An 18,907-nucleotide genomic window follows, 5' to 3' on the forward strand; every position below is an offset into this window, starting at 1 on the left:
CTGTCGGAATGGAGCGGTCGCGTGACGCGGAGCCGGATGAGGACGACCCGAGACCGGACCGCGCCGCGGCCCTCGCGAGCCTTCGGGAACTCGTGGCGTCCGACCGGACGCGGCGCGATCCCGGCGCGGCCCTGCCCCTCGGCGTCCCCGCCCTCGACGACCGGCTGCCTGCCGGCGGCCTCGGGCTCGGCCTGCCTCACGAGGTCGCGCCCGAGGCCGAGGGCGACGAGCCGGCCGCCCTCGGCTTCACCCTGGCCCTCATCGCCCGGCATCTCGGGCTGGCGGGAGGCGAGGCGCTTCTCGTCATCGCGCCGGGACACCCGACCCCCTACGGCCACGGATTGTCCGGGCTCGGGCTCGATCCAGACCGCATCCTGCTGTTCGAGGTGGGCAGCGACGACGAGGCCTACCTTGCCATCGAGGAAGCCCTGCGGACACGGGGCCTGCGGGCGGTGGCAGGGTTCCTCGATGCCGGCCTGCCCTTGAAGCAGGGACGCCGCCTGCAACTCGTCGCCGAAGCCTCAGCTCCCCTCCTCCTCGTCCTGCGTCCGGCCCGCGCCGACCTGCCCAACGGGGCGGCGACACGCTGGCGGATCGGCGGCGCGCAGGGCGCGCGGGACCGGTTCGGCTGTCTCCTGCGCCCGCGCTGGCGGGTGCATCTCGAACGCTGCCGAAACGGGCGGCCGGGCACGTGGCTCTTGGAGTGGGATCATGCCGCGCATCGTTTCGGTTTGCCTGACGCACTGGCCGATCACGCGCCTGCGGCGCGCGCAGGCCGTTCCTGACGACGGGACCCCGCTCGCCGTCGCGGCCGTCGGTCCGGGGGGCCTGCGCCTCACGGCGGTCGACGCGCGCGCCCGGGCGCTGGGCTTGCGGTCCGGCGAGCCCCTGGGACGGGTGCGGGCGCGGATCGGCACGCCGCTCCGGGTTCATCCGGCCGACCCGGAGGCCGATGCGGCGGCCCTGGTGCGGCTCTGCCTCTGGGCCCAGCGCTACACGCCCTGCGTCGCGCCCTTCGGGAGCCCGGAGGGGGGCGAGGGCTTCTTCCTCGACGTGGAGGGCGCGAGCCATCTCCAGGGCGGCGAGGCGGAGCTGATGGCCGATCTCGCCGGGCGGCTCTCGGCCCACGCCATCCCGGCCCGGCTGGCGCTCGCCGACACGGCCGGCGCGGCCTTCGCCCTCGCCCGGCACGGATCCGGCCGCAGCATCGTGCCCCCCGGCGGATGCGCGGATGCCCTGCGGGCGCTTCCCATCGAGGCCCTGCGGCTCGAGGCCGGCCTCGTCACGGCCCTGAAGCGCCTCGGCCTGCGCCGGATCGGGGCGCTCGCCGAGGCGCCCCGCGCCCCGCTGGCACGCCGCTTCGGCGAGGTCCTGCTCACGCGCCTCGATCAGGCGCAGGGCCACCGGCCGGAGCCGCTGGTCCCGATCGGGGAAGCGACCGCCTACGGGGCCACGCGCGGCTTCCTCGATCCGATCAGCCAGCAGGACACCATCGTGGCCTGCGTGCACCGGTTGATGCGGGAGATCGCGCCGCGCCTCGCGGCCGACGGCCTCGGCGCCTGCAGCCTGCGCCTCACCCTGCACCGGGTCGACGACGTGATGCGCGGCCTCGATCTCGGCTTCGCCGAGCCGACCCGGTGCGCGGAGCACGTGGCGCGCCTGCTGCGCCTGCGCCTCGAACGGCTCGGCTCCGATCTCGACGCGGGCTTCGGCTTCGAGACCGTGCGCCTCGACGTGACGGGCACCGGGGCGATGCTGGAGCGGCAGGCGGCGCTCTCGGCCGTCGCGGTCCCGGAGCCCCTGGCCCTCGGCCGGCTCGCGGACGCCCTGCGCCAGCGCACCGGCCGGCGGGTGATCCGCCTGGAGCCGCGGGCGAGCCATGTCCCGGAGCGGGCGGACATGCTGGCGCCGTGGCGGAACCGGGCCGGCAGGCTGAGGCCATCCCCAGAGCCCGTCACCCGCGTGACCCTGAACTGGCCGGGACCGGAGGACGGCCTGCGCCCGCGCCCCCTCGTGCTGTTCGAGCGCAGCGAGGCGACCGAGGTCATCGCGCTGGCGCCCGAGGGACCGCCCGAGCGCTTCCGCTGGCGACGGCGGCTGCACCGCGTCGCCCATGCGGAGGGCCCGGAGCGCATCGCCGCCGAGTGGTGGCATGCGCCGGCGCCGGCACGCGACTACTACGTCGTCGAGTGCGAGGCCGGCCGCCGGCTCTGGCTCTACCGGGACGGCGCCCATGCCCCCGGCGAGCCGGCGGCCTGGTACGTCCACGGGCTCTTCGCGTGACCGCAGCGCCGGCCTATGCCGAGCTCGCGGTGTCGACCAACTTCTCATTCCTGCGGGGCGCCTCGCACCCTCAGGAATATGTGGAGCAGGCGCTCGGCTACGGGCTCTCGGCCATCGGCATCGCCGACCGCAACACCTTCGCGGGACTTGTGCGGGCCTACGCGGCGGCCCGGGTCAAGCCCGGGAAGCCGGACGGGCCGCGCCGGCCGGAGACGTGGAACATCCGCTTCCTGCCCGGGGTGCGCCTCGTCACCGAGGAGGGGTTCGAGGCGGTCACCTACCCGATGGACCGGACCGCCTACGGGCGCCTGTGCCGGCTCCTGTCGGCGGGCAACCGGCGCTCGTGGAAGGGGCAGTGCCGCTTCGGGTTCACCGAGATGCTGGAGGCGGCCGAGGGCCAGATCTTCATCGCGATGCCGCCGGGACGCCGGCTCACGCCGCCGAAATCCTTCGCGGCCCATCTCGAGGCCCTAGCCATGGCGGCCCCCGGCCGGACCTATCTCGGCGGCAGCCACGCGCATCGGGGCGACGAGCGGCGCCGGCTCGGTGGGCTGGCGGAGATCGGCGACCGTCTCGGCGCCCCCCTCGTGGCGGTCTCGGACGCGCTCTACCATCACCCCGACCGCCGGCCGCTCCAGGACGTGCTGACCTGCATCCGCGAGGGCTGCCGGCTCGCCGAGGCCGGCTACCGCCTGGAGGCCAATGCCGAGCGTCACCTGAAGCCCCCTGCCGAGATGGCACGCCTCTTCGCCGAGCATCCCCACGCGCTCCACCGCACCCTCGAGATCGCCGAAGCCTGCGACTTCTCCCTCGGCGAGCTTCACTACGAGTATCCCGACGAGCCGGTGCCGCCGGGCCGGACGCCGCAGGCCTATCTGGAGGAGAAGACCTTCGAGCGGGCCCGCTGGCGCTTTCCGGACGGCGTTCCCGAGGGCGTCGAGGCGACGCTCCACGAGGAGCTTCGCCTCATCGCGAAGATGAACTACGCGCGCTACTTCCTCACCCTGTTCGACCTCGTGGAATTCGCCCGCGACAAGGGCATCCTCTGCCAGGGGCGCGGCTCGGCGGCGAACTCCGCCGTCTGCTTCTGCCTCGGCATCACCGCCGTCGACCCCGCCAAGCACCGCCTGCTCTTCGCCCGCTTCATCTCCGAGAACCGGGACGAGCCCCCCGACATCGACGTCGATTTCGAGCACGAGCGGCGCGAGGAGGTGATCCAGTACCTCTACGGCAAGTATGGCCGCGAGCGGGCCGCGATCTGCTCCACCGTGATCCATTACCGGCCCCGCTCGGCCATCCGCGAGGTCGGCAAGGTGCTGGGGCTCACCGAGGACGTCACCACGGCCTTGTCCGAGACGGTCTGGGGCTCCTGGGGCAAGGACCTGCCGGACAGGCACGTGACGGAAGCCGGGCTCGACCCGGCCAACCCGGCGATCCGGCAGGCGGTGGATCTCGCGGTCTCGCTGATCGGCTTCCCGCGCCACCTGTCGCAGCATGTCGGCGGCTTCGTGCTGACCCGCGGGCGCCTCGACGAGACGGTCCCGGTCGGCAACGCCGCCATGCCGGACCGCACCTTCATCGAGTGGGACAAAGACGACATCGACGTCCTCGGCCTGATGAAGGTCGACGTGCTGGCGCTCGGCATGCTGACCTGCTTGAAGCGCGGCCTCGCCTTCCTGGAGCGCGATTACGGCCTGGATTACCCGACCCTCGCCGATCTGCCGCAGGACGACGCGGCCGTCTACGCGATGCTGAGCCGGGCCGATTCCGTCGGCGTCTTCCAGGTCGAGAGCCGGGCGCAGATGTCGATGCTGCCGCGCCTGAAGCCGAAGGAATTCTACGACCTCGTGGTGCAGGTCGCGATCGTCCGTCCCGGCCCGATCCAGGGGGACATGGTCCACCCCTACCTGCGCCGCCGCGCCGGGATCGAGGAGGTCGTCTTCCCGGCCCCTCACCCCGACCAGGGTTCGGCCGACGAGCTATACGCGGTCCTGCACCGGACCTTCGGCGTGCCGCTGTTCCAGGAGCATGCCATGCAGATCGCCATCACGGCGGCGGGCTTCACCCCCGCCGAGGCCGACGGCCTGCGCCGGGCGATGGCGACCTTCCGGCATGTCGGCACCATCGGCTTCTTCGAGGAGAAGTTCGTCGGCGGGATGACGCGGCGGGGCTACCCGAAGGAGTTTGCCGAGCGCTGCTTCGCGCAGATCCGGGGCTTCTCCACCTACGGCTTCCCGGAGAGCCACGCGGCGAGCTTCGCGCTCCTCGTCTATGCCTCGGCCTGGCTCAAGTGCCGCCACCCGGACGTGTTCCTGGCCGCCATCCTCAATGCCCAGCCGATGGGGTTCTACCAGCCGGCCCAGCTCGTGCGGGACGCCCGCGCCCACGGCGTCGAGGTGCGGGGACCCGATGTCAATGCGAGCGACTGGGATTGCACCCTGGAGCCGGCCGCCCATCCCCCGCCCGCCGGCGTGCCGCGGCGCCTCGCGGTTCGGATCGGCCTCCGGCAGGTGAGCGGCCTGCCCGAGGGCGCCATGCGGCGCCTCGTGGCGGTGCGCGGCAACGGCTTCGCCAGCATCGAGGGCCTGCAGGCGGCCCTCGCCCTGCCCCGCAACGCCCTGGAGCGCCTGGCGGAGGCCGACGCCTTCCGCTCCCTCGACCTCGACCGGCGCGCCGCCCTCTGGATGGTGCGCACCCTCGAGGGCACCTCGGCCCGCAAGGCCGCGAAGGCCGCCGCCGAGGCCGGCCCGGATCGGCGCGCGCATCTCCTCGAGACGCCGCTGCCGCTCTTCGCCTTCCATGCCGATGACGGCCTGTTCCGCCAGGAGCCGGCGGTGGCGCTCCCCGCCATGGGCCTCAGCGAGCACGTGGCCGAGGATTACGTGGCCACCGGCCTCTCGCTGAAGGGCCACCCCGTCGCGTTCTTCCGCGAGCGTCTGGGCCGGATCGGGGCGATGCCCGCCCGGGACCATCTCGACGAGGGATTGGCGCCGAACAGCCGCGTCACCGTGGCGGGCCTCGTGCTCACCCGGCAGCGGCCGGGCACCGCCAAGGGCGTGGTCTTCCTGACGATCGAGGACGAGACCGGGATCGCCAACGTCATCGTCTGGCGCAAGGTCTTCGAGGCGAACCGCCGCGTCGCCATGACGGCCCGCTTCCTCGCCGTGCGGGGCCGGGTGCAGCGGGAGGGCTCGGGCGTGCACAAGGTGGTGCACGTGATCGCCGAGCGCTTCCGCGATCTCACGGACGAGTTGCGGGCCCTGCGCGAGGGCGGCGTGAAGCTGCCCCCCGAGACCACGGATTTCGGCGCCCCGATCGACCGGCGGGTCTATCGCAGCCGGGATTTCCATTGAGAGCAGGGGATCGAGCCGGGGGCCCATCCCTCCGCCCTCCCGCTCCTCGACAACGGGAGGCACCCGCGTAGAGTGCCGCCATGCTGCGACTCGCCCTCCCCCTCGCCCTTCTGCTCCTCGTGCCCGGAGCGGCCCTCGCCGACGCCTGCGACGGCCTCGCGCAGCAGATCGCGGGGGCGACCGGCGGCAAGGTCGGGCGGCGCTCGGGACCGAGCATCGACATCCGGATCCCGGGCAGCATCAAGCTCGACCTGACCTGCCGGGCCGAGCCCATCGTGCAGGCGAGTTCCGGCGACCCGACCCCGTCGCCCGTGTTCTTCCGCGACCTCTCCGTCGCCTCCCAGCTCCTCGTCGGCGAATCCGCCGGCACCGTCCAATCCGTGCTCGGCAAGGCCTATCAGACCGCTCTCGCTGAGCGCCGCAAGTCCTTCATCCAGCAGAACGGCTGGTCGGCGAGCTGCTACACCGACACGGCCGGGGCGATCCGCACCCTCTGCTCGGTCGGGCGGATCCCGCCGGGCTGACGCGCGCCGCGCAGACCAGGGAACCCGCGCGCACCCGCCGATGCGCGCCGGTCCCGCCCGGATCAGTACTCGATCACGTCTTCCAGCGCGTAGTGCTTCACCGTCTTGCGGTTGGCGATCAGCTCGTCGACGGTCGGCTCGCCCTTGAGCGCCCGGCCGATGGCGAGCTTCGTCGCCTCGTAATTGGTGCGGTAGAGGTCCTTGCGATCGAGATTGGCGTCCTCGGCGCAGCGCGGGTCGAGCCAGATCATGATGATCATGCAGAGTTCGTCGAGGCCGTCCTTCGGCAGGATGCCCTCGATGATGCAGTCGACGATGGCATCGCCCGTGGCCGCCTGGACCACGCCGCCGAGGAGTTCCACGTACTCGGCCGTGTGGATCGTGGCCTTCGTGGTCATCATGGTGGCGGGGCGCACGAGCTGGTTGAGGTCGCGCACCACGAACATGCGGGTGTGGCCCTGGACCTGCCCCATCATGTTCGCGAAGGCCTGGCCGGCGGGACCGCGGGTCGAGCCGATCAGAACCTCGGGCATCGCGTCCGTGTACTGACCTTCGGCGGCGAGCACGGTCGCCTCGCCGGTGCGGAACCAGATCTCGGACATGTCCTGTTACCCTTCGTGGTGTGACGAGCGCGCAGAAACACTACCGGGGCGCGCAGCGTCAATCGCCGGGGCGCACGACGTCCGGGCGTCCACCTCCCGCAGCCGGGCCTGCGTCGTCACCACCTCCGCTGTCACCACCTCCGCTGTCACCACCTCCGCTGTCTTGGCGTCTGGCCTCTCGCGGCACGATCGTTCATGCAGGGCGGGCATCGCGCGGAGACGACCCGATGCAAAAGAAAGGCGCAGCGCCGATGAGCGGATCACAGCGGAGTCGGGATTGGAGCCTGTCGGTCGCCACGATCGAGGACGGGGTACGACTGGAATTCGGCCTCAACGACCTGGAGGGCCGGCCGCTGACGGCTCTGCTCGATCTCGACCGGAACGAGGCGCGCAACCTCGCCCGCGCCCTGCTCGCCGCTGCGGGCGACGCGATGGAGCGCACGTTCCCGCACCCGCCGGGCGGGACGGACTGAGCCGGATCAGCGCTGGCCCACCCCGACGCCGCCGCGCCCGGGCAGCCGCGGGACCTTGGCGCCGCGCGCCTCGATCGGGCCGGCGCAGCTGTAGACGAACTCGCTCTGCAGGTCGGTGAAGATCGTCTCGCCGGTGATCCGGCAATCCTCACGCACGGTCTCGTCGAGGTAGGTCCGGGCCGCGAGGCGGAAGCGCTGGGTGCGGGACTCGGCCGGGTCGCGCCCCTCGTAGCGCCCGCCGAGGCCGCAGCCCGTCACTTCGCGCAGGGCATTCGAGACGACGAGCATCCGGCGCTGCTGGCGCTGATCGTAGATCTCGTAGGGATCGTTGCAGCCGATGGTGACCACCTGCGGGGTCAGGCTGACATAGGTCTTCGAGATGTAGGAAAACCCGGTGCAGCCCGTCACCGCGAAGCCGAGAGCGCCTACGAGCGTCAGCCCCTTGCCTGTCATCGCCATCCCGACCGAGCCACGCGCCGTCCCGAACCGCCATTGAAGCGGCCGGGCGCCTGCGGTCAAGCCTGAGCCGGTCCCCGGATGGGCCGTCCCCGCGCCTATGCCCAGGCGGTGAGGCCTTCGCCGATGCTCCGGACGTCGATCGCGGCAGCCTGCATGCTCACCGAGATCTCGCGGGTGACGGCACTCTGCTCCTCGATCGAGGCCGTGGCCTGGGTGACGAATTCCTGCACCGAGGCGACCCCGAGGGTGATCGAGCTCAAGGTGTCGGCGACCTCGTCGGAGACCGCCTGCATGGCCGTGATCTCCGTCAGGATCTGGGCCGTCGCCACCGTGGCTTGGTTCGCGAGGTTCTTGACCTCGTTGGCCACGATCGCGAAGCCCTTGCCGGCCTCGCCGGCCCGCACCGCCTCGATCGTGGCGTTGAGAGCGAGGAGGTTGATCTGCTCGGCGATCTTCGTGATCGCCTGGACCACGCCGTCCATCGATTGGGCCGCCGCGCGCAGGCGCCTCTGCGCCTGATCGGCGGCATGGGCCTTGCCGTGAATTCCGTCGACCGCATCCTTCGAGCGGACCATCACCTCGGCGATCTCGGCGACGGAGGCGCTCATCTCCTCGGCGGCCGCGGCGACGGATTGCACGTTGCTCAGCGTCTGCGCGGTGGACGCGACGGCGAGGGCGCGCGCCTCCATGTTGACGGTGACGTCGGTGGCGTATTTGACGATCTTGAACGGCTTCCCGTTCAGGTCGAGGATCGGGTTGTAGGTCGCCTGGATCGAGACCGTCCGCCCGTTGCGGCCGATGCGCGCGAAGATCGCGGAGAAGAACTCGCCCCGGCGCAGGCGCTGCCAGAACTCCTCGTACTCGCGGCTCGCCGCGTAGGCCGGCGTCACGAACATGCGGTGGTGCTGACCGCGCACCTCGCCGATCCGATAGCCCATCGCGTCGCAGAAATTCTCGTTCGCATCGAGGACGACGCCGTTCAGATCGAACTGGATCACCGCCTGCGAGCGGCTGATCGCCTCGAACTGACCGCCGTGATCGGCGGCCCTCAGCTTGGCCTCCGTCACGTCGGTGGCGAACTTCACGACCTTGAAGGGCCGGCCGTCGGCGTCGAAGATCGGGTTGTAGGTCGCCTGGATCCAGACCTCGCGCCCTCCGATCCCGGCGCGCTTGAACTCTCCCTGCTGGTACGCGCCAGCCCGGAGCTTCTGCCAGAAGGACGCGTACTCCCAGCTCTCGATCATGCCGGGATCGACGAACATGCTGTGATGTTTGCCGATGACACTCTGCCGCTCGTAGCCGAACAGCCGCAGGAACATGTCGTTCGCCTCCAGCAGCGTGCCGTCCAGGGACATGTGCAGCACGGCCTGGGACTTGTTGATCGCGGAGACCTGCCCCCTGAAATCGGCGTTGCTCAGCTTCTCGGCGGTGATGTCGGTGGCGAACTTCACGATCCGGGTCGGCCGGCCGCTGCGGTCCAGAACCGGGTTGTAGGTCGCCTGGATCCAGACCTCGCGGCCGCCGCGGCCGAGACGCTTGTGCTCGGCGGATTGGAACTTTCCGCGCTTCAGATTCTGCCAGAACAAGCGGTAGGCGTCGGATTCCGCCGTGTTCGGCTCGACGAAGATGGAGTGATGCCTGCCCTGAACCTCGTCCAGCTCGTAGCCCATGAGGGCGAGGAAGTTGGCATTGGCGTCGAGGATCGTCCCGTCCATCGCGAATTCGACCGTGGACAGGGAGCGGTCGAGGGAGTTGAGGCGCGCGTCGCCGTCACCGCCCGCGCCTCTCGTGTTTCTGAACCACGCCATGACCATCTCCCCGCGACAGTCATGTTGTAGATTGTGCGCACTTAATGGAGCTTTGGCCGCCGCCCCGAGACTGGACGTCGGAAGACAAGCGTAAATGTCCAATCCGGTTCAGCGGCAGACCCACGTGATTTTTTTCGTGCCAATCGTATGAACGATCAGGACAATCGCCGGCCGAAGCAGCGCCAAGCTCCCGGCACCGCAGATCTCCTGCCGAGGTTGAGCATCCGCCCGGCCGCAGGCATTGGCGCGGCCGTGACGGCGCCTCGGAACTCCGGTCCGGATCGCCTCGCAGGGGCCGGCGCGCGGCCCGCGATCACTCGGCCGCGGCGGCGAGGTAGCGCGCCGGGTCGTAGTTGAGGATCGGGCCGAGCCAGCGCTCGACCTCGGTGAGGTCCATGCCCTTGCGCACGGCGTAGTCCTCGACCTGATCCCGCTCCACCTTGGCGACGCCGAAATAGTGGGATTGCGGGTGGGCGATGTAGAGCCCCGAGACCGAGGATCCCGGCCACATGGCGTAGGATTCCGTGAGCCGCACGCCGATGCGCGGCTCGGCTTGAAGCAGGTCGAACAGCGTCACCTTCTCGGTATGGTCGGGCTGGGCCGGGTAGCCGGGCGCGGGCCGGATGCCGGCATAGTCCTCGCGCACGAGATCCTCGGGCGCGAGGGTCTCGTCGGCGGCGTAGCCCCAGAACTCGCGCCGCACCCGCTCGTGCATGCGCTCGGCCAGGGCCTCGGCGATGCGGTCGGCGAGGGCCTTGACGAGGATCGAGCGGTAATCGTCGTTCTGGCGTTCGAAGCGCTCGGCGATGCGCACCTCCTCGAGCCCCGCCGTGACCACGAAGCCGCCGACGTAATCGGCGATGCCGCACCCGGCCGGCGCCACGAAATCCGCGATGCAGGTGTTCGGGCGGCCATCCCGCTTCGAGAGCTGCTGGCGCAGGCCGTGGAAGGTGGCGAGCTTCTCCTGCCGGCTCTCGCCCGTGAAGAGCGCGATATCGTCGCCGACGCTGTTGGCCGGCCAGAAGCCGATCACGGCCTTCGGGTTGAACCAGCGCTCCTCGACGATCTGCTTCAGCATCTCCTGCGCGTCGTCGAACAGGGCCTTGGCGGCCGGACCCTGGTTCGGGTCCTCGAAGATCGCCGGGTAGCGGCCCTTGAACTCGTAGGTCTGCAGGAAGGGCGTCCAGTCGATATAGGGCACGAGGTCGGCGACCTCGTAGGTGCGGAACACCCGGGTGCCGGTGAAGCTCGGCTTCACCGGCTTGTAGCCGGTCCAGTCGATCCGGAAGGCGTTGGCGCGGGCCTTCGCGAGGGGCAGGCGCTGCTTCTCGGCCTCGGAGCGCGCATGCGCATCGGCCACCTTGCGGTACTCGGCCCGCACCTTCTCGATCGTCTCGCCCCGCGTCTCCTTCGAGATCAGGCTCGAGACCACGCCGACCGCGCGGCTCGCATCCGTCACGTAGACGGCCTGCCCCCGCTCGTAGGCCGGGTGGATCTTCACGGCGGTGTGGACGCGGCTCGTGGTGGCGCCGCCGATCAGCAGCGGCACGTCGAAGCCCTCGCGCTCCATCTCGCCCGCCACGTGCACCATCTCGTCGAGAGAGGGCGTGATCAGGCCGGAGAGACCGACGATATCGACCTTCTCGCGCTTGGCCGTGTCGAGGATCTTGGCGGCCGAGACCATCACCCCGAGATCGATGATCTCGTAGTTGTTGCAGGCCAGCACGACGCCGACGATGTTCTTGCCGATGTCGTGGACGTCGCCCTTGACGGTGGCCATCAGCACCTTGCCGGCGGCCTGACGCTTGCCGTCGCCGCCATTGGCCAGCTTCTCGGCCTCCATGTAGGGCTCGAGATAGGCCACCGCCTGCTTCATCACGCGGGCCGACTTCACCACCTGGGGCAGGAACATCTTGCCGGCGCCGAACAGGTCGCCGACGACGTTCATGCCGGCCATCAAGGGCCCCTCGATGACGTGGAGCGGGCGCGCGGACTTGGCGCGGGCCTCCTCGGTGTCGACGATGATGTACTCGGTGATGCCGTTGACCAGCGCGTGCTCCAGCCGCTTCTCGACCGGCGCCTCGCGCCAGGCGAGATCGGTGACCCGGGCCTTGGCCTCGCCGCCGGTCTTGAAGCGCTCGGCGGATTCGAGGAGGCGCTCCGTCGCATCGTCGCGGCGGTTGAGGACGACATCCTCGCAGAGGTCGCGCAGATCCGCCGGGATCTCGTCGTAGACGGCGAGTTGGCCCGCATTGACGATGCCCATGTCCATGCCGGCCTGGATGGCGTGATAGAGGAACACCGCGTGCATCGCCTCGCGCACGGGCTCGTTGCCCCGGAAGGCGAAGGAGAGGTTCGAGACGCCGCCCGAGATGTGGGCGTGCGGCAGGGTCCGGCGGATCTGCCGGGTCGCCTCGACGAAGGCGACGCCGTAGGGGTTGTGCTCCTCGATGCCGGTGGCGACCGCGAAGATGTTCGGGTCGAAGATGATGTCCTCCGGCGGGAAGCCGACATCCTCGGTCAGGATCTTGTAGGCGCGGGTGCAGATCTCGACCTTGCGCTCGAGGCTGTCGGCCTGCCCCTGCTCGTCGAAGGCCATCACCACCACGGCCGCGCCGTAGGAGCGGCACACCTTGGCGTCGTGGATGAACTTCTCGATCCCCTCCTTCATGGAGATCGAGTTCACCACCGCCTTGCCCTGCAGGCATTTCAGACCGGCCTCGATCACCTCGAACTTCGAGGAATCGACCATGACGGGCACGCGCGCGATGTCGGGCTCGGCGGCCACGAGGTTCAGGAAGTCGACCATGGCCTGCTGGCTGTCGAGCAGGCCCTCGTCCATGTTGACGTCGATGATCTGCGCGCCCGCCGCCACCTGATCGCGGGCGACATCGAGGGCGGCGGCGTAGTCGCCGTTCTTGATCAGCTTGCGGAACTTGGCCGAGCCGGTGACGTTCGTGCGCTCGCCCACGTTCACGAAGGGGATCTCCTTCGTCAGCGTGAAGGGCTCGAGGCCGGACAGGCGCATCAGGCGCGGGATCTCGGGGATCTTGCGCGGCGCCTTGCCGGCCACCGCCTCGGCGATCGCCCGGATATGGTCCGGCGTGGTGCCGCAGCAGCCGCCGACCATGTTGACGAGGCCGCTCGCGGCGAACTCGCCGACGAGCTTGCCCATGGCCTCGGGCGACTCGTCGTAGAGGCCGAACTCGTTCGGCAAGCCGGCATTCGGATAGGCGCAGACGAGGGTGTCGCAGACGCGCGACAGCTCGCTGATATGGCCGCGCATCTCCTTGGCACCCAGGGCGCAGTTCAGCCCGAAGGTCAGGGGCGCGCAGTGGCGCAGCGCATTCCAAAAGGCCTCCGGGGTCTGGCCCGACAGCGTCCGGCCGGACAGATCCGTGATCGTGCCGGAGATCTGGATCGGCAGGCGGATCCCGGTCTCCTCGAAGACCTGCCAGGTCGCCGCGATCGCCGCCTTGGCGTTCAGGGTGTCGAAGATCGTCTCGATCAGGATCAGCTCGGCGCCGCCATCGATCAGGCCGCGGACCTGCGCCGCATAGGCCGTCTTGACCTGATCGAAGGTGACGGCCCGGTAGCCCGGGTTGTTCACGTCGGGGGAGATCGAGAGGGTGCGGTTCGTCGGCCCGATGGCGCCCGCGACGAAGCGGCGGCGGCCGTCCTGCTTCTCGGCGAGTGCTGCGGCCTCGCGGGCGAGGTGCGCGCCCTGCGCGTTCAGTTCGTGGATGATCGATTCCATGCCGTAATCGGCCTGGGCGATCGTGGTGCCCGAGAAGGTGTTGGTCTCGCAGACGTCGGCGCCGGCCAGGAAGTAGTCGAGATGGATCTGCCGGATGGCGTCGGGTTGCGTCAGGATCAGGAGGTCGTTGTTGCCCCTCTGATCGTGGCCATGGTCCTTGAACCGTTCGCCCCGGAAATCGGCCTCGGTGTAGCCGAGCCGCTGGATCACCGTGCCCATGGCTCCGTCGAGCACGAGGATCTTCTCCTGCGCGCGCTCACGCAGAGCCTTCTCGATCTCGGTGCCGTCGACGGTGGGAAAGTCGGTCATCAGGTCTCTCACAATCGTCCCGGCGCGGTGGAAGCGGCGCCCGGGGCCCGGAACCGCAGAGGGTCCGGAAAGGTCGTTGCCGGCTGCCGGCGCACGGTGTCGATCGGCGTCGGCGGTTCTTGGATCTTGGGCACCGCATCGCGGCCCCGGACCGCGGTTGGACGTCCGGATCGGCGGGCGGGATGCCCGCGATCGGATCTCCCGGTGGCTTAGGCCGCCACCCGCTCGGCCGCCACCGCAGGCTTCTCGGCGCGCAGCCCGAGGAGGTGGCAGATCGCGTAGACGAGGTCGGCCCGGTTCATCGAGTAGAAGTGGAAATCGTGGATGCCCCGGTCCACGAGGTCGAGCACCTGCTCGGCCGCCACGGCGCCCGCGATCAGGCGACGGGTGTCGACGTCGTCGTCGAGGCCCTCGAAGCGGTGGGCCAGCCACTCGGGCACCGAGGCGCCGGTGCGGCGGGCGAAGTTCGAAGCCTGCTTGAAGTTCTGAACCGGCAGGATACCGGGCACGACCGGGATGTCGATGCCGCGCGCGCGCACCCGGTCAACGTAGCGCAGGTAGACGTCGTTCTCGAAGAAGAACTGCGTGATGGCGCGATCCGCGCCCGCATCGACCTTGGCCTTCAGGGCATCGATGTCGGCGTCGAGGGACGTCGCCTCCGGATGCTTCTCGGGATAGCCCGAGACCGAGACCTGAAAATCGCCGATGCGCTTGATGCCGGCGACGAGATCGCAGGTCTGCTGATACCCGCCCGGGTGCGGCGCATAGGCGTTGCCGACGCCCTCGGCGGGATCGCCGCGGAGCGCCACGATGTGACGGACGCCCGCCTCCCAATAGGCGCGCACCACCTCGTCCACCTCGTCCTTGGTGGCGTTCACGCAGGTCAGGTGGGCGGCGGGCTTGAGGTTCGTCTCGCGCACCATGCGGGCGACGGTGTTGTGGGTGCGCTCGCGGGTCGAGCCGCCGGCCCCGTAGGTCACCGAGACGAAGCTCGGGTGGAGGGGCGCGAGGCGCTCGATCGACGACCAGAGCGTCTTCTCCATCTCCTCGGTCTTCGGGGGGAAGAACTCGAATGAGACCCGGATCGGGCGGCAGCCCTCGCGGCTGGCGCGGTAGGTGGATGCGGGCATGGGACGTCCTCTATGTCTTCGGTTCAGACGGTCTGGCGGGTCCCGGCGCGACACGTCGGGACGATGGTGCCCAGAGGGCTCAGGCGACGGCGCGCTCCGACTCCGCTTCGATGATCTCCCGGCGCTCCGCCGCGAGCCAGAGGGTGACGGTGAGCTGGTGCTCGGCCTGTGCCATCGGGGCGAGGTCGCGGGTCTCGACCGCGCCGAGCCCCGCATCGGCGAGCCAGCCGGAGATCTGGTCGGCGGCGAAGCCGAGGCGCCGATGCGCCTGGGTCTCCCGCAGGAATTCGAGTTCGTGGGGGGCGAAATCCACAACGAGCAGGCGTCCCCCCGGAGCGACGAGGCGGCTCGCCTCGCGAAGCGCGCGGGCCGGGTCGTCGAGGTAATGCAGCACCTGGTGCACCACCACGAGATCGAAGCTGCCGCGGCCGAAGGGCGGAGCGTGGATGTCGCCCTGGCGCAGATCGACCCGAGACAGGCCCACCCGCTCCAGGTTGGCGCGGGCGACCGACAGCATGGCGTGGTTCGAATCGAGCCCGGTCGCACGCGCAGCCCGAGGCGCCAGGAGACCGAGCATCCGGCCGGTTCCGGTGCCGAGATCGATCAGGCTCTGGATCGGGCGCGGGCCGACGACATCGAGCACCGCGGCCTCGACGGCGGTCTCGGGCACATGAAGTGAGCGCAGGTGATCCCATTTCGGCGCGAGGCGGGCGAAGAAGCTCTGCGCCGCCTCGGCGCGCTGGCCCCGCACCGCCTCGAGACGGGCGCGATCCTCCGACAGCGGCGGCATCTGCCGGTCGAGACCCGCGATCAGCGGATCGACGAGGCCGGCCCGGCCTTCGCGCAGACGGAAGAACGCCCAGGCGCCTTCTCGATGGCGCTCGATCAGGCCCGCTTCGACGAGGAGCTTCAGGTGACGCGAGATGCGGGGCTGCGACTGGCCGAGGATGTCGGTGAGGTCCGAGACCGAGAGCTCGCCCTCGGCAAGCAGCGCCAGGATGCGCAGGCGCGACTCCTCGGCCGCCGCGCGGAGCACGCCCAGCGCCTCCGCGAAGGGGACCTCGTGGGTCGCTATGGTGCGCTCGCTAGACATAAAGATATCTTTATGTGAGGCGCGCGAGGTTGGCAAGCGGTTTCGCCGCATCGGGCCGGCAGGGCAGGACGATTGCGGCCGTCTCTCGACTCGCAGCCTCTCCTCTCGCCGACGGCGTCGTTGAGGCGCGTGCCTTACCGTCCCCAGAGCCAGGCGGCCCCCCGGACACCGGAGGCATCGCCGTGCGCGCTCGCGCGGATCGGCGTGTCGAAGGCGTCCGAGAAGACGTGCGGCGCGGTCGCCCCGGGCAGGGCCTCCAGGAGTTCCGGCACGCGCGAGAGCCCGCCGCCGATCACGATGACGTCGGGATCGAGGATGTTGACGACATGCGCGAGCGCTCGGCCGAGCCGCTCGACGTAGAGGGCGAGGGTCGCCTGGGCGTCCGGATCCCCGCTCCGCGTCGCCGCGACGATCGCCTCCCCGGGCAGGCATTGGCCCGTGCGCCTGGCATGGTCCGCCGCGAGTCCAGGACCCGAGAGCCAGGTCTCGATGCAGCCCGTGCGCCCGCAATAGCAGGCCGGTCCCGGACGCTCGTCGTCGCGCGGGCGCGGCAGGGGATTGTGACCCCACTCACCCGCGATCCGACCCCGGCCGGACAGGGCGCGGCCCCGGAGCGCGATACCGGATCCCACGCCGGTGCCGAGGATGACCGCCCAGACGATCTCCGCGCCCGAGGCCGCCCCGTCGATCGCCTCCGAGACGGCGAGGCAATTGGCATCGTTCTCGGCGCGGATCGGCCGGTCCAACATTGCCGCAAGATCGGCCACGAAGGGCCGGCCGTTGAGCCAAGTGGAGTTCGCATTCTTGACGAGACCCGTAGCGGGCGAGACGGCGCCCGGCATACCGATGCCGACGCTGCAGCGGTCCCCCGCCTCGTCCTCCAGCCGCGCCACCAGGGCGCGGCTGGTAGCGAGCGTCGCCGCGTAATCGCCGCGCGGCGACGCGATTCGCGCGTCCGCCCGGGTCTGGCCCGAGTGGTCGAGGACGATCCCGGCGATCTTGGTTCCGCCGAGGTCGAGGCCGAGGCGCAGCGGCGCCCCGCTCACGCGCGGGTCACTGGGCTGCCGCAACCTTCGGGGCGCTGCTGTCGGTGTCCATCGGCTGGGGCGACTCGTCGGAGATGTGGGTGCCGATCGAGATCGGGTTGGCCATCACCTCGTTCAGCTTCGTCACGTCGAGTTCGCCTTCCCAGCGGCTGACGACGACGCAGGCGACGCCGTTGCCGATGAGGTTCGTGAGGGCCCGGCACTCGGACATGAACTTGTCGATGCCGAGCACCAGGGTCATGGCAGCGACCGGGACCGGGTTGTTCGGGATGGCGGCGAGCGTCGCCGCCAGGGTGATGAAGCCGGCCCCGGTGACACCCGAGGCGCCCTTCGAGGTGAGCATCGCGACGAGGATGATGGTGGCGTACTGCCCGATCGACAGGTCGGCGCCGACCGCCTGCGCGAGGAACAGCGTCGCCAGGGTCATGTAGATGTTGGTGCCGTCGAGATTGAACGAGTAGCCGGTCGGGATGACGAGGCCGACGACCGAATCAGAGGCGCCGAGGCGACGCATCTTCGTCATGATGTGCGGGAGCACGGTCTCGGAGGATGAGGTGCCGAGCACGATCAGCAATTCGTCCTTGATATAGGCGAGGAAGCGGAAGATCGAGAAGCCGGCGAAGCGCGCGATCGAGCCGAGGACCACGATCACGAACAGCATCGCGGTGACGTAGAAGGTGCCGACGAGCCAGGCGAGATCCACGACTTTCTGAATGCCGTACTCGCCGATGGTGAAGGCCATGGCGCCGAAGGCACCGATGGGTGCGAGCTTCACGATCAGGCCGATGATTCGGAAGAAGACCTGACCGGCGGTGTCGATGGCGTGCGAGATGCCGGCGGCGCGCGCGCCCATGCCGGTGACGACGACGCCGGTCAGGATCGAGATCAACAGGACCTGGAGCAGGTCGCCGGTGGCGAAGGCGTCGAAGAAGCTCTTCGGGATCAGCGCCATGATGTGGGCGATGGTCGAATCGGCGGCAGCCTTGCTGGCATAGGTCGCGACCTTGCTGGCATCGAGCTTGGCCGGATCGGCGTGGAAGCCGGCGCCCGGCTGGACCACCTCGCCCACGAGGATTCCGATCAGGAGCGCGATCGTAGAGACGACCTCGAAATAGATCAGGGCCTTGAGGCCGACGCGGCCGACCTTCTTCAGGTCGCCGATCGAGGCGATTCCGTGCACGATGGTGCAGAAGATGATCGGCGCGATCATCATCTTGATCAGCGCCACGAAGGCATCCCCAAGCCATTTCAGGGACTTACCGAATTCCGGGTAGAAGTAGCCGACCGCGACGCCGAGGGCGATGGCGATCAGCACTTGGATGTAGAGGACCTTGTACCAGGGCTCGCTGGCTGCCGGGGCAGCCGCGGCCGTCGTCGCTCCATGGGTCGTCGCCTGGGCCATGTCGATCACCCGTGCACGCGTGCGTGCACCCTCCCGGTCTTTAATTGGTCTTGACGCTAGCGGAGTTACCGGCGCCGCTCAACACGGGCTCAGTATTTCGGCTTCACCGAGGTGTTACAAAAGCTGTCGATGACCCCAGAACAAATCTTTCCCGCCGGCACGCTTCGACGCACTCAAGGTTGAGGCGCCGGAATATCCCGCGCTTCGACAAACCGGAGCCCGGCCGTGCAACCCCTGCGCGCTCTTCGAATCGCCATCCTCGGTGGGATCTTCGCCTGCGCGCTCGGTGCGCCGGCCTTCGCGGGGATCCTCGCGCAGATCGATCAATCGCGCCAGCGCATGCGGGTCTACGTCGACGGAAGCCTCGCCTACGATTGGCCGGTCTCGACGGCGCGGCAGGGCTTCGTCACGCCGAACGGCAGCTACCGGGTGGGACTGATGGCGCCGATGTGGCGTTCGCGCAAATATCATGGATCGCCGATGCCGCACGCGATGTTCTTCCGCGGCGGCTACGCCATTCACGGAACCTACGCGGTCGGGCACCTCGGACGCCGGGCGAGCCACGGCTGCATCCGCCTCAGCCCGGGGCACGCGCGCGCCCTGTTCCGCCTGACCCGGTTGCATGGCGGAGCCCGAGTGGTGATCCGCAACTGACGCCGCGGATCTCG

Annotated in this window: 14 protein-coding genes; 6 read left to right on the forward strand and 8 right to left on the reverse strand. The window is 69.9% G+C overall.

Annotation, left to right across the window (positions count from 1 at the left end):
- Positions 1-8: 8 nt before the first annotated feature.
- The 4 genes from F6X51_RS05015 (at position 9) to F6X51_RS05030 (ending at position 6,160) form a co-directional block, all read left to right on the forward strand.
- On the forward strand, positions 9-785 hold the full coding sequence (locus tag F6X51_RS05015; RefSeq protein WP_150962123.1) for an ImuA family protein: 777 nt from the start codon (positions 9-11) through the stop codon (positions 783-785).
- The gene (locus F6X51_RS05020; protein WP_246696624.1) at positions 712-2,283 is read left to right on the forward strand and encodes a Y-family DNA polymerase; all 1,572 of its coding nucleotides are present in this window, start codon (positions 712-714) and stop codon (positions 2,281-2,283) included. Before F6X51_RS05015 ends, F6X51_RS05020 begins: the two co-directional genes overlap by 74 nt.
- On the forward strand, positions 2,280-5,636 hold the full coding sequence (locus F6X51_RS05025) for an error-prone DNA polymerase (protein WP_246696625.1): 3,357 nt from the start codon (positions 2,280-2,282) through the stop codon (positions 5,634-5,636). The genes F6X51_RS05020 and F6X51_RS05025 overlap by 4 nt, the downstream gene beginning before the upstream one ends.
- A gap of 80 nt (positions 5,637-5,716) precedes the next feature.
- A complete protein-coding gene (locus F6X51_RS05030) occupies positions 5,717-6,160 on the forward strand; it encodes a hypothetical protein (RefSeq protein WP_150962124.1) in 444 nt (147 codons plus the stop codon).
- Positions 6,161-6,222: 62 nt separating this feature from the next.
- Here the strand turns inward: F6X51_RS05030 and fae are convergent, their stop codons facing one another.
- A complete protein-coding gene (fae, locus tag F6X51_RS05035) occupies positions 6,223-6,762 on the reverse strand; it encodes a formaldehyde-activating enzyme (protein WP_150962125.1) in 540 nt (179 codons plus the stop codon).
- A gap of 251 nt (positions 6,763-7,013) precedes the next feature.
- Here fae and F6X51_RS05040 point away from each other — a divergent pair, with 251 nt between their 5' ends.
- Entirely contained in the window at positions 7,014-7,235 is a 222-nt protein-coding gene (locus tag F6X51_RS05040) for a hypothetical protein (protein WP_150962126.1), read from the forward strand.
- Between the two features lie 6 nt (positions 7,236-7,241).
- Here F6X51_RS05040 and F6X51_RS05045 read toward each other — a convergent pair whose 3' ends face one another.
- The 7 genes from F6X51_RS05045 to F6X51_RS05075 all read right to left on the reverse strand — a co-directional run bounded on the left by F6X51_RS05045 (position 7,242) and on the right by F6X51_RS05075 (position 18,239).
- Complete coding sequence (locus F6X51_RS05045; RefSeq protein ID WP_150962127.1) at positions 7,242-7,694, reverse strand: hypothetical protein; 453 nt, start codon at positions 7,692-7,694, stop codon at positions 7,242-7,244.
- Between the two features lie 95 nt (positions 7,695-7,789).
- Positions 7,790-9,502 (reverse strand): methyl-accepting chemotaxis protein, encoded by a 1,713-nt coding sequence (locus tag F6X51_RS05050; protein WP_150962128.1) that lies wholly within the window; start codon positions 9,500-9,502, stop codon positions 7,790-7,792.
- Between the two features lie 313 nt (positions 9,503-9,815).
- Complete coding sequence (gene metH, locus F6X51_RS05055; RefSeq protein ID WP_150962129.1) at positions 9,816-13,568, reverse strand: methionine synthase; 3,753 nt, start codon at positions 13,566-13,568, stop codon at positions 9,816-9,818.
- Between the two features lie 209 nt (positions 13,569-13,777).
- The gene (metF, locus tag F6X51_RS05060; protein WP_150962130.1) at positions 13,778-14,698 is read right to left on the reverse strand and encodes a methylenetetrahydrofolate reductase [NAD(P)H]; all 921 of its coding nucleotides are present in this window, start codon (positions 14,696-14,698) and stop codon (positions 13,778-13,780) included.
- Positions 14,699-14,777: 79 nt separating this feature from the next.
- Positions 14,778-15,791: an ArsR/SmtB family transcription factor gene (locus F6X51_RS05065; protein ID WP_150962131.1), complete on the reverse strand. Its 1,014-nt coding sequence runs from the start codon at positions 15,789-15,791 to the stop codon at positions 14,778-14,780.
- Between the two features lie 134 nt (positions 15,792-15,925).
- Complete coding sequence (locus F6X51_RS05070) at positions 15,926-16,837, reverse strand: ROK family protein (protein WP_246696626.1); 912 nt, start codon at positions 16,835-16,837, stop codon at positions 15,926-15,928.
- Between the two features lie 7 nt (positions 16,838-16,844).
- Positions 16,845-18,239, reverse strand: a complete 1,395-nt coding sequence (locus tag F6X51_RS05075; protein WP_150962132.1) for a dicarboxylate/amino acid:cation symporter — start codon at positions 18,237-18,239, stop codon at positions 16,845-16,847.
- Between the two features lie 225 nt (positions 18,240-18,464).
- On the opposite strand from F6X51_RS05075, the gene F6X51_RS05080 reads away from it, so the two are divergent.
- On the forward strand, positions 18,465-18,893 hold the full coding sequence (locus F6X51_RS05080) for a L,D-transpeptidase (protein ID WP_322098519.1): 429 nt from the start codon (positions 18,465-18,467) through the stop codon (positions 18,891-18,893).
- The last annotated feature ends 14 nt before the right edge of the window (positions 18,894-18,907 follow it).

The organism is Methylobacterium planeticum, assembly GCF_008806345.1.
Lineage (GTDB): Bacteria > Pseudomonadota > Alphaproteobacteria > Rhizobiales > Beijerinckiaceae > Methylobacterium > Methylobacterium planeticum.

What these genes read in the sequence shown, in the direction of transcription:
- F6X51_RS05015 (WP_150962123.1), top strand. Translation starts at nt 9, where the DNA reads ATGGAGCGGTCGCGTGACGCGGAGCCGGATGAGGACGACCCGAGACCG.
- F6X51_RS05020 (WP_246696624.1), top strand. Translation starts at nt 712, where the DNA reads ATGCCGCGCATCGTTTCGGTTTGCCTGACGCACTGGCCGATCACGCGC.
- F6X51_RS05030 (WP_150962124.1), top strand. Translation starts at nt 5,717, where the DNA reads ATGCTGCGACTCGCCCTCCCCCTCGCCCTTCTGCTCCTCGTGCCCGGA.
- fae (WP_150962125.1), bottom strand. Translation starts at nt 6,762, where the DNA reads ATGTCCGAGATCTGGTTCCGCACCGGCGAGGCGACCGTGCTCGCCGCC.
- F6X51_RS05040 (WP_150962126.1), top strand. Translation starts at nt 7,014, where the DNA reads ATGAGCGGATCACAGCGGAGTCGGGATTGGAGCCTGTCGGTCGCCACG.
- F6X51_RS05045 (WP_150962127.1), bottom strand. Translation starts at nt 7,694, where the DNA reads ATGGCGATGACAGGCAAGGGGCTGACGCTCGTAGGCGCTCTCGGCTTC.
- F6X51_RS05050 (WP_150962128.1), bottom strand. Translation starts at nt 9,502, where the DNA reads ATGGCGTGGTTCAGAAACACGAGAGGCGCGGGCGGTGACGGCGACGCG.
- metH (WP_150962129.1), bottom strand. Translation starts at nt 13,568, where the DNA reads ATGACCGACTTTCCCACCGTCGACGGCACCGAGATCGAGAAGGCTCTG.
- metF (WP_150962130.1), bottom strand. Translation starts at nt 14,698, where the DNA reads ATGCCCGCATCCACCTACCGCGCCAGCCGCGAGGGCTGCCGCCCGATC.
- F6X51_RS05065 (WP_150962131.1), bottom strand. Translation starts at nt 15,791, where the DNA reads ATGTCTAGCGAGCGCACCATAGCGACCCACGAGGTCCCCTTCGCGGAG.
- F6X51_RS05075 (WP_150962132.1), bottom strand. Translation starts at nt 18,239, where the DNA reads ATGGCCCAGGCGACGACCCATGGAGCGACGACGGCCGCGGCTGCCCCG.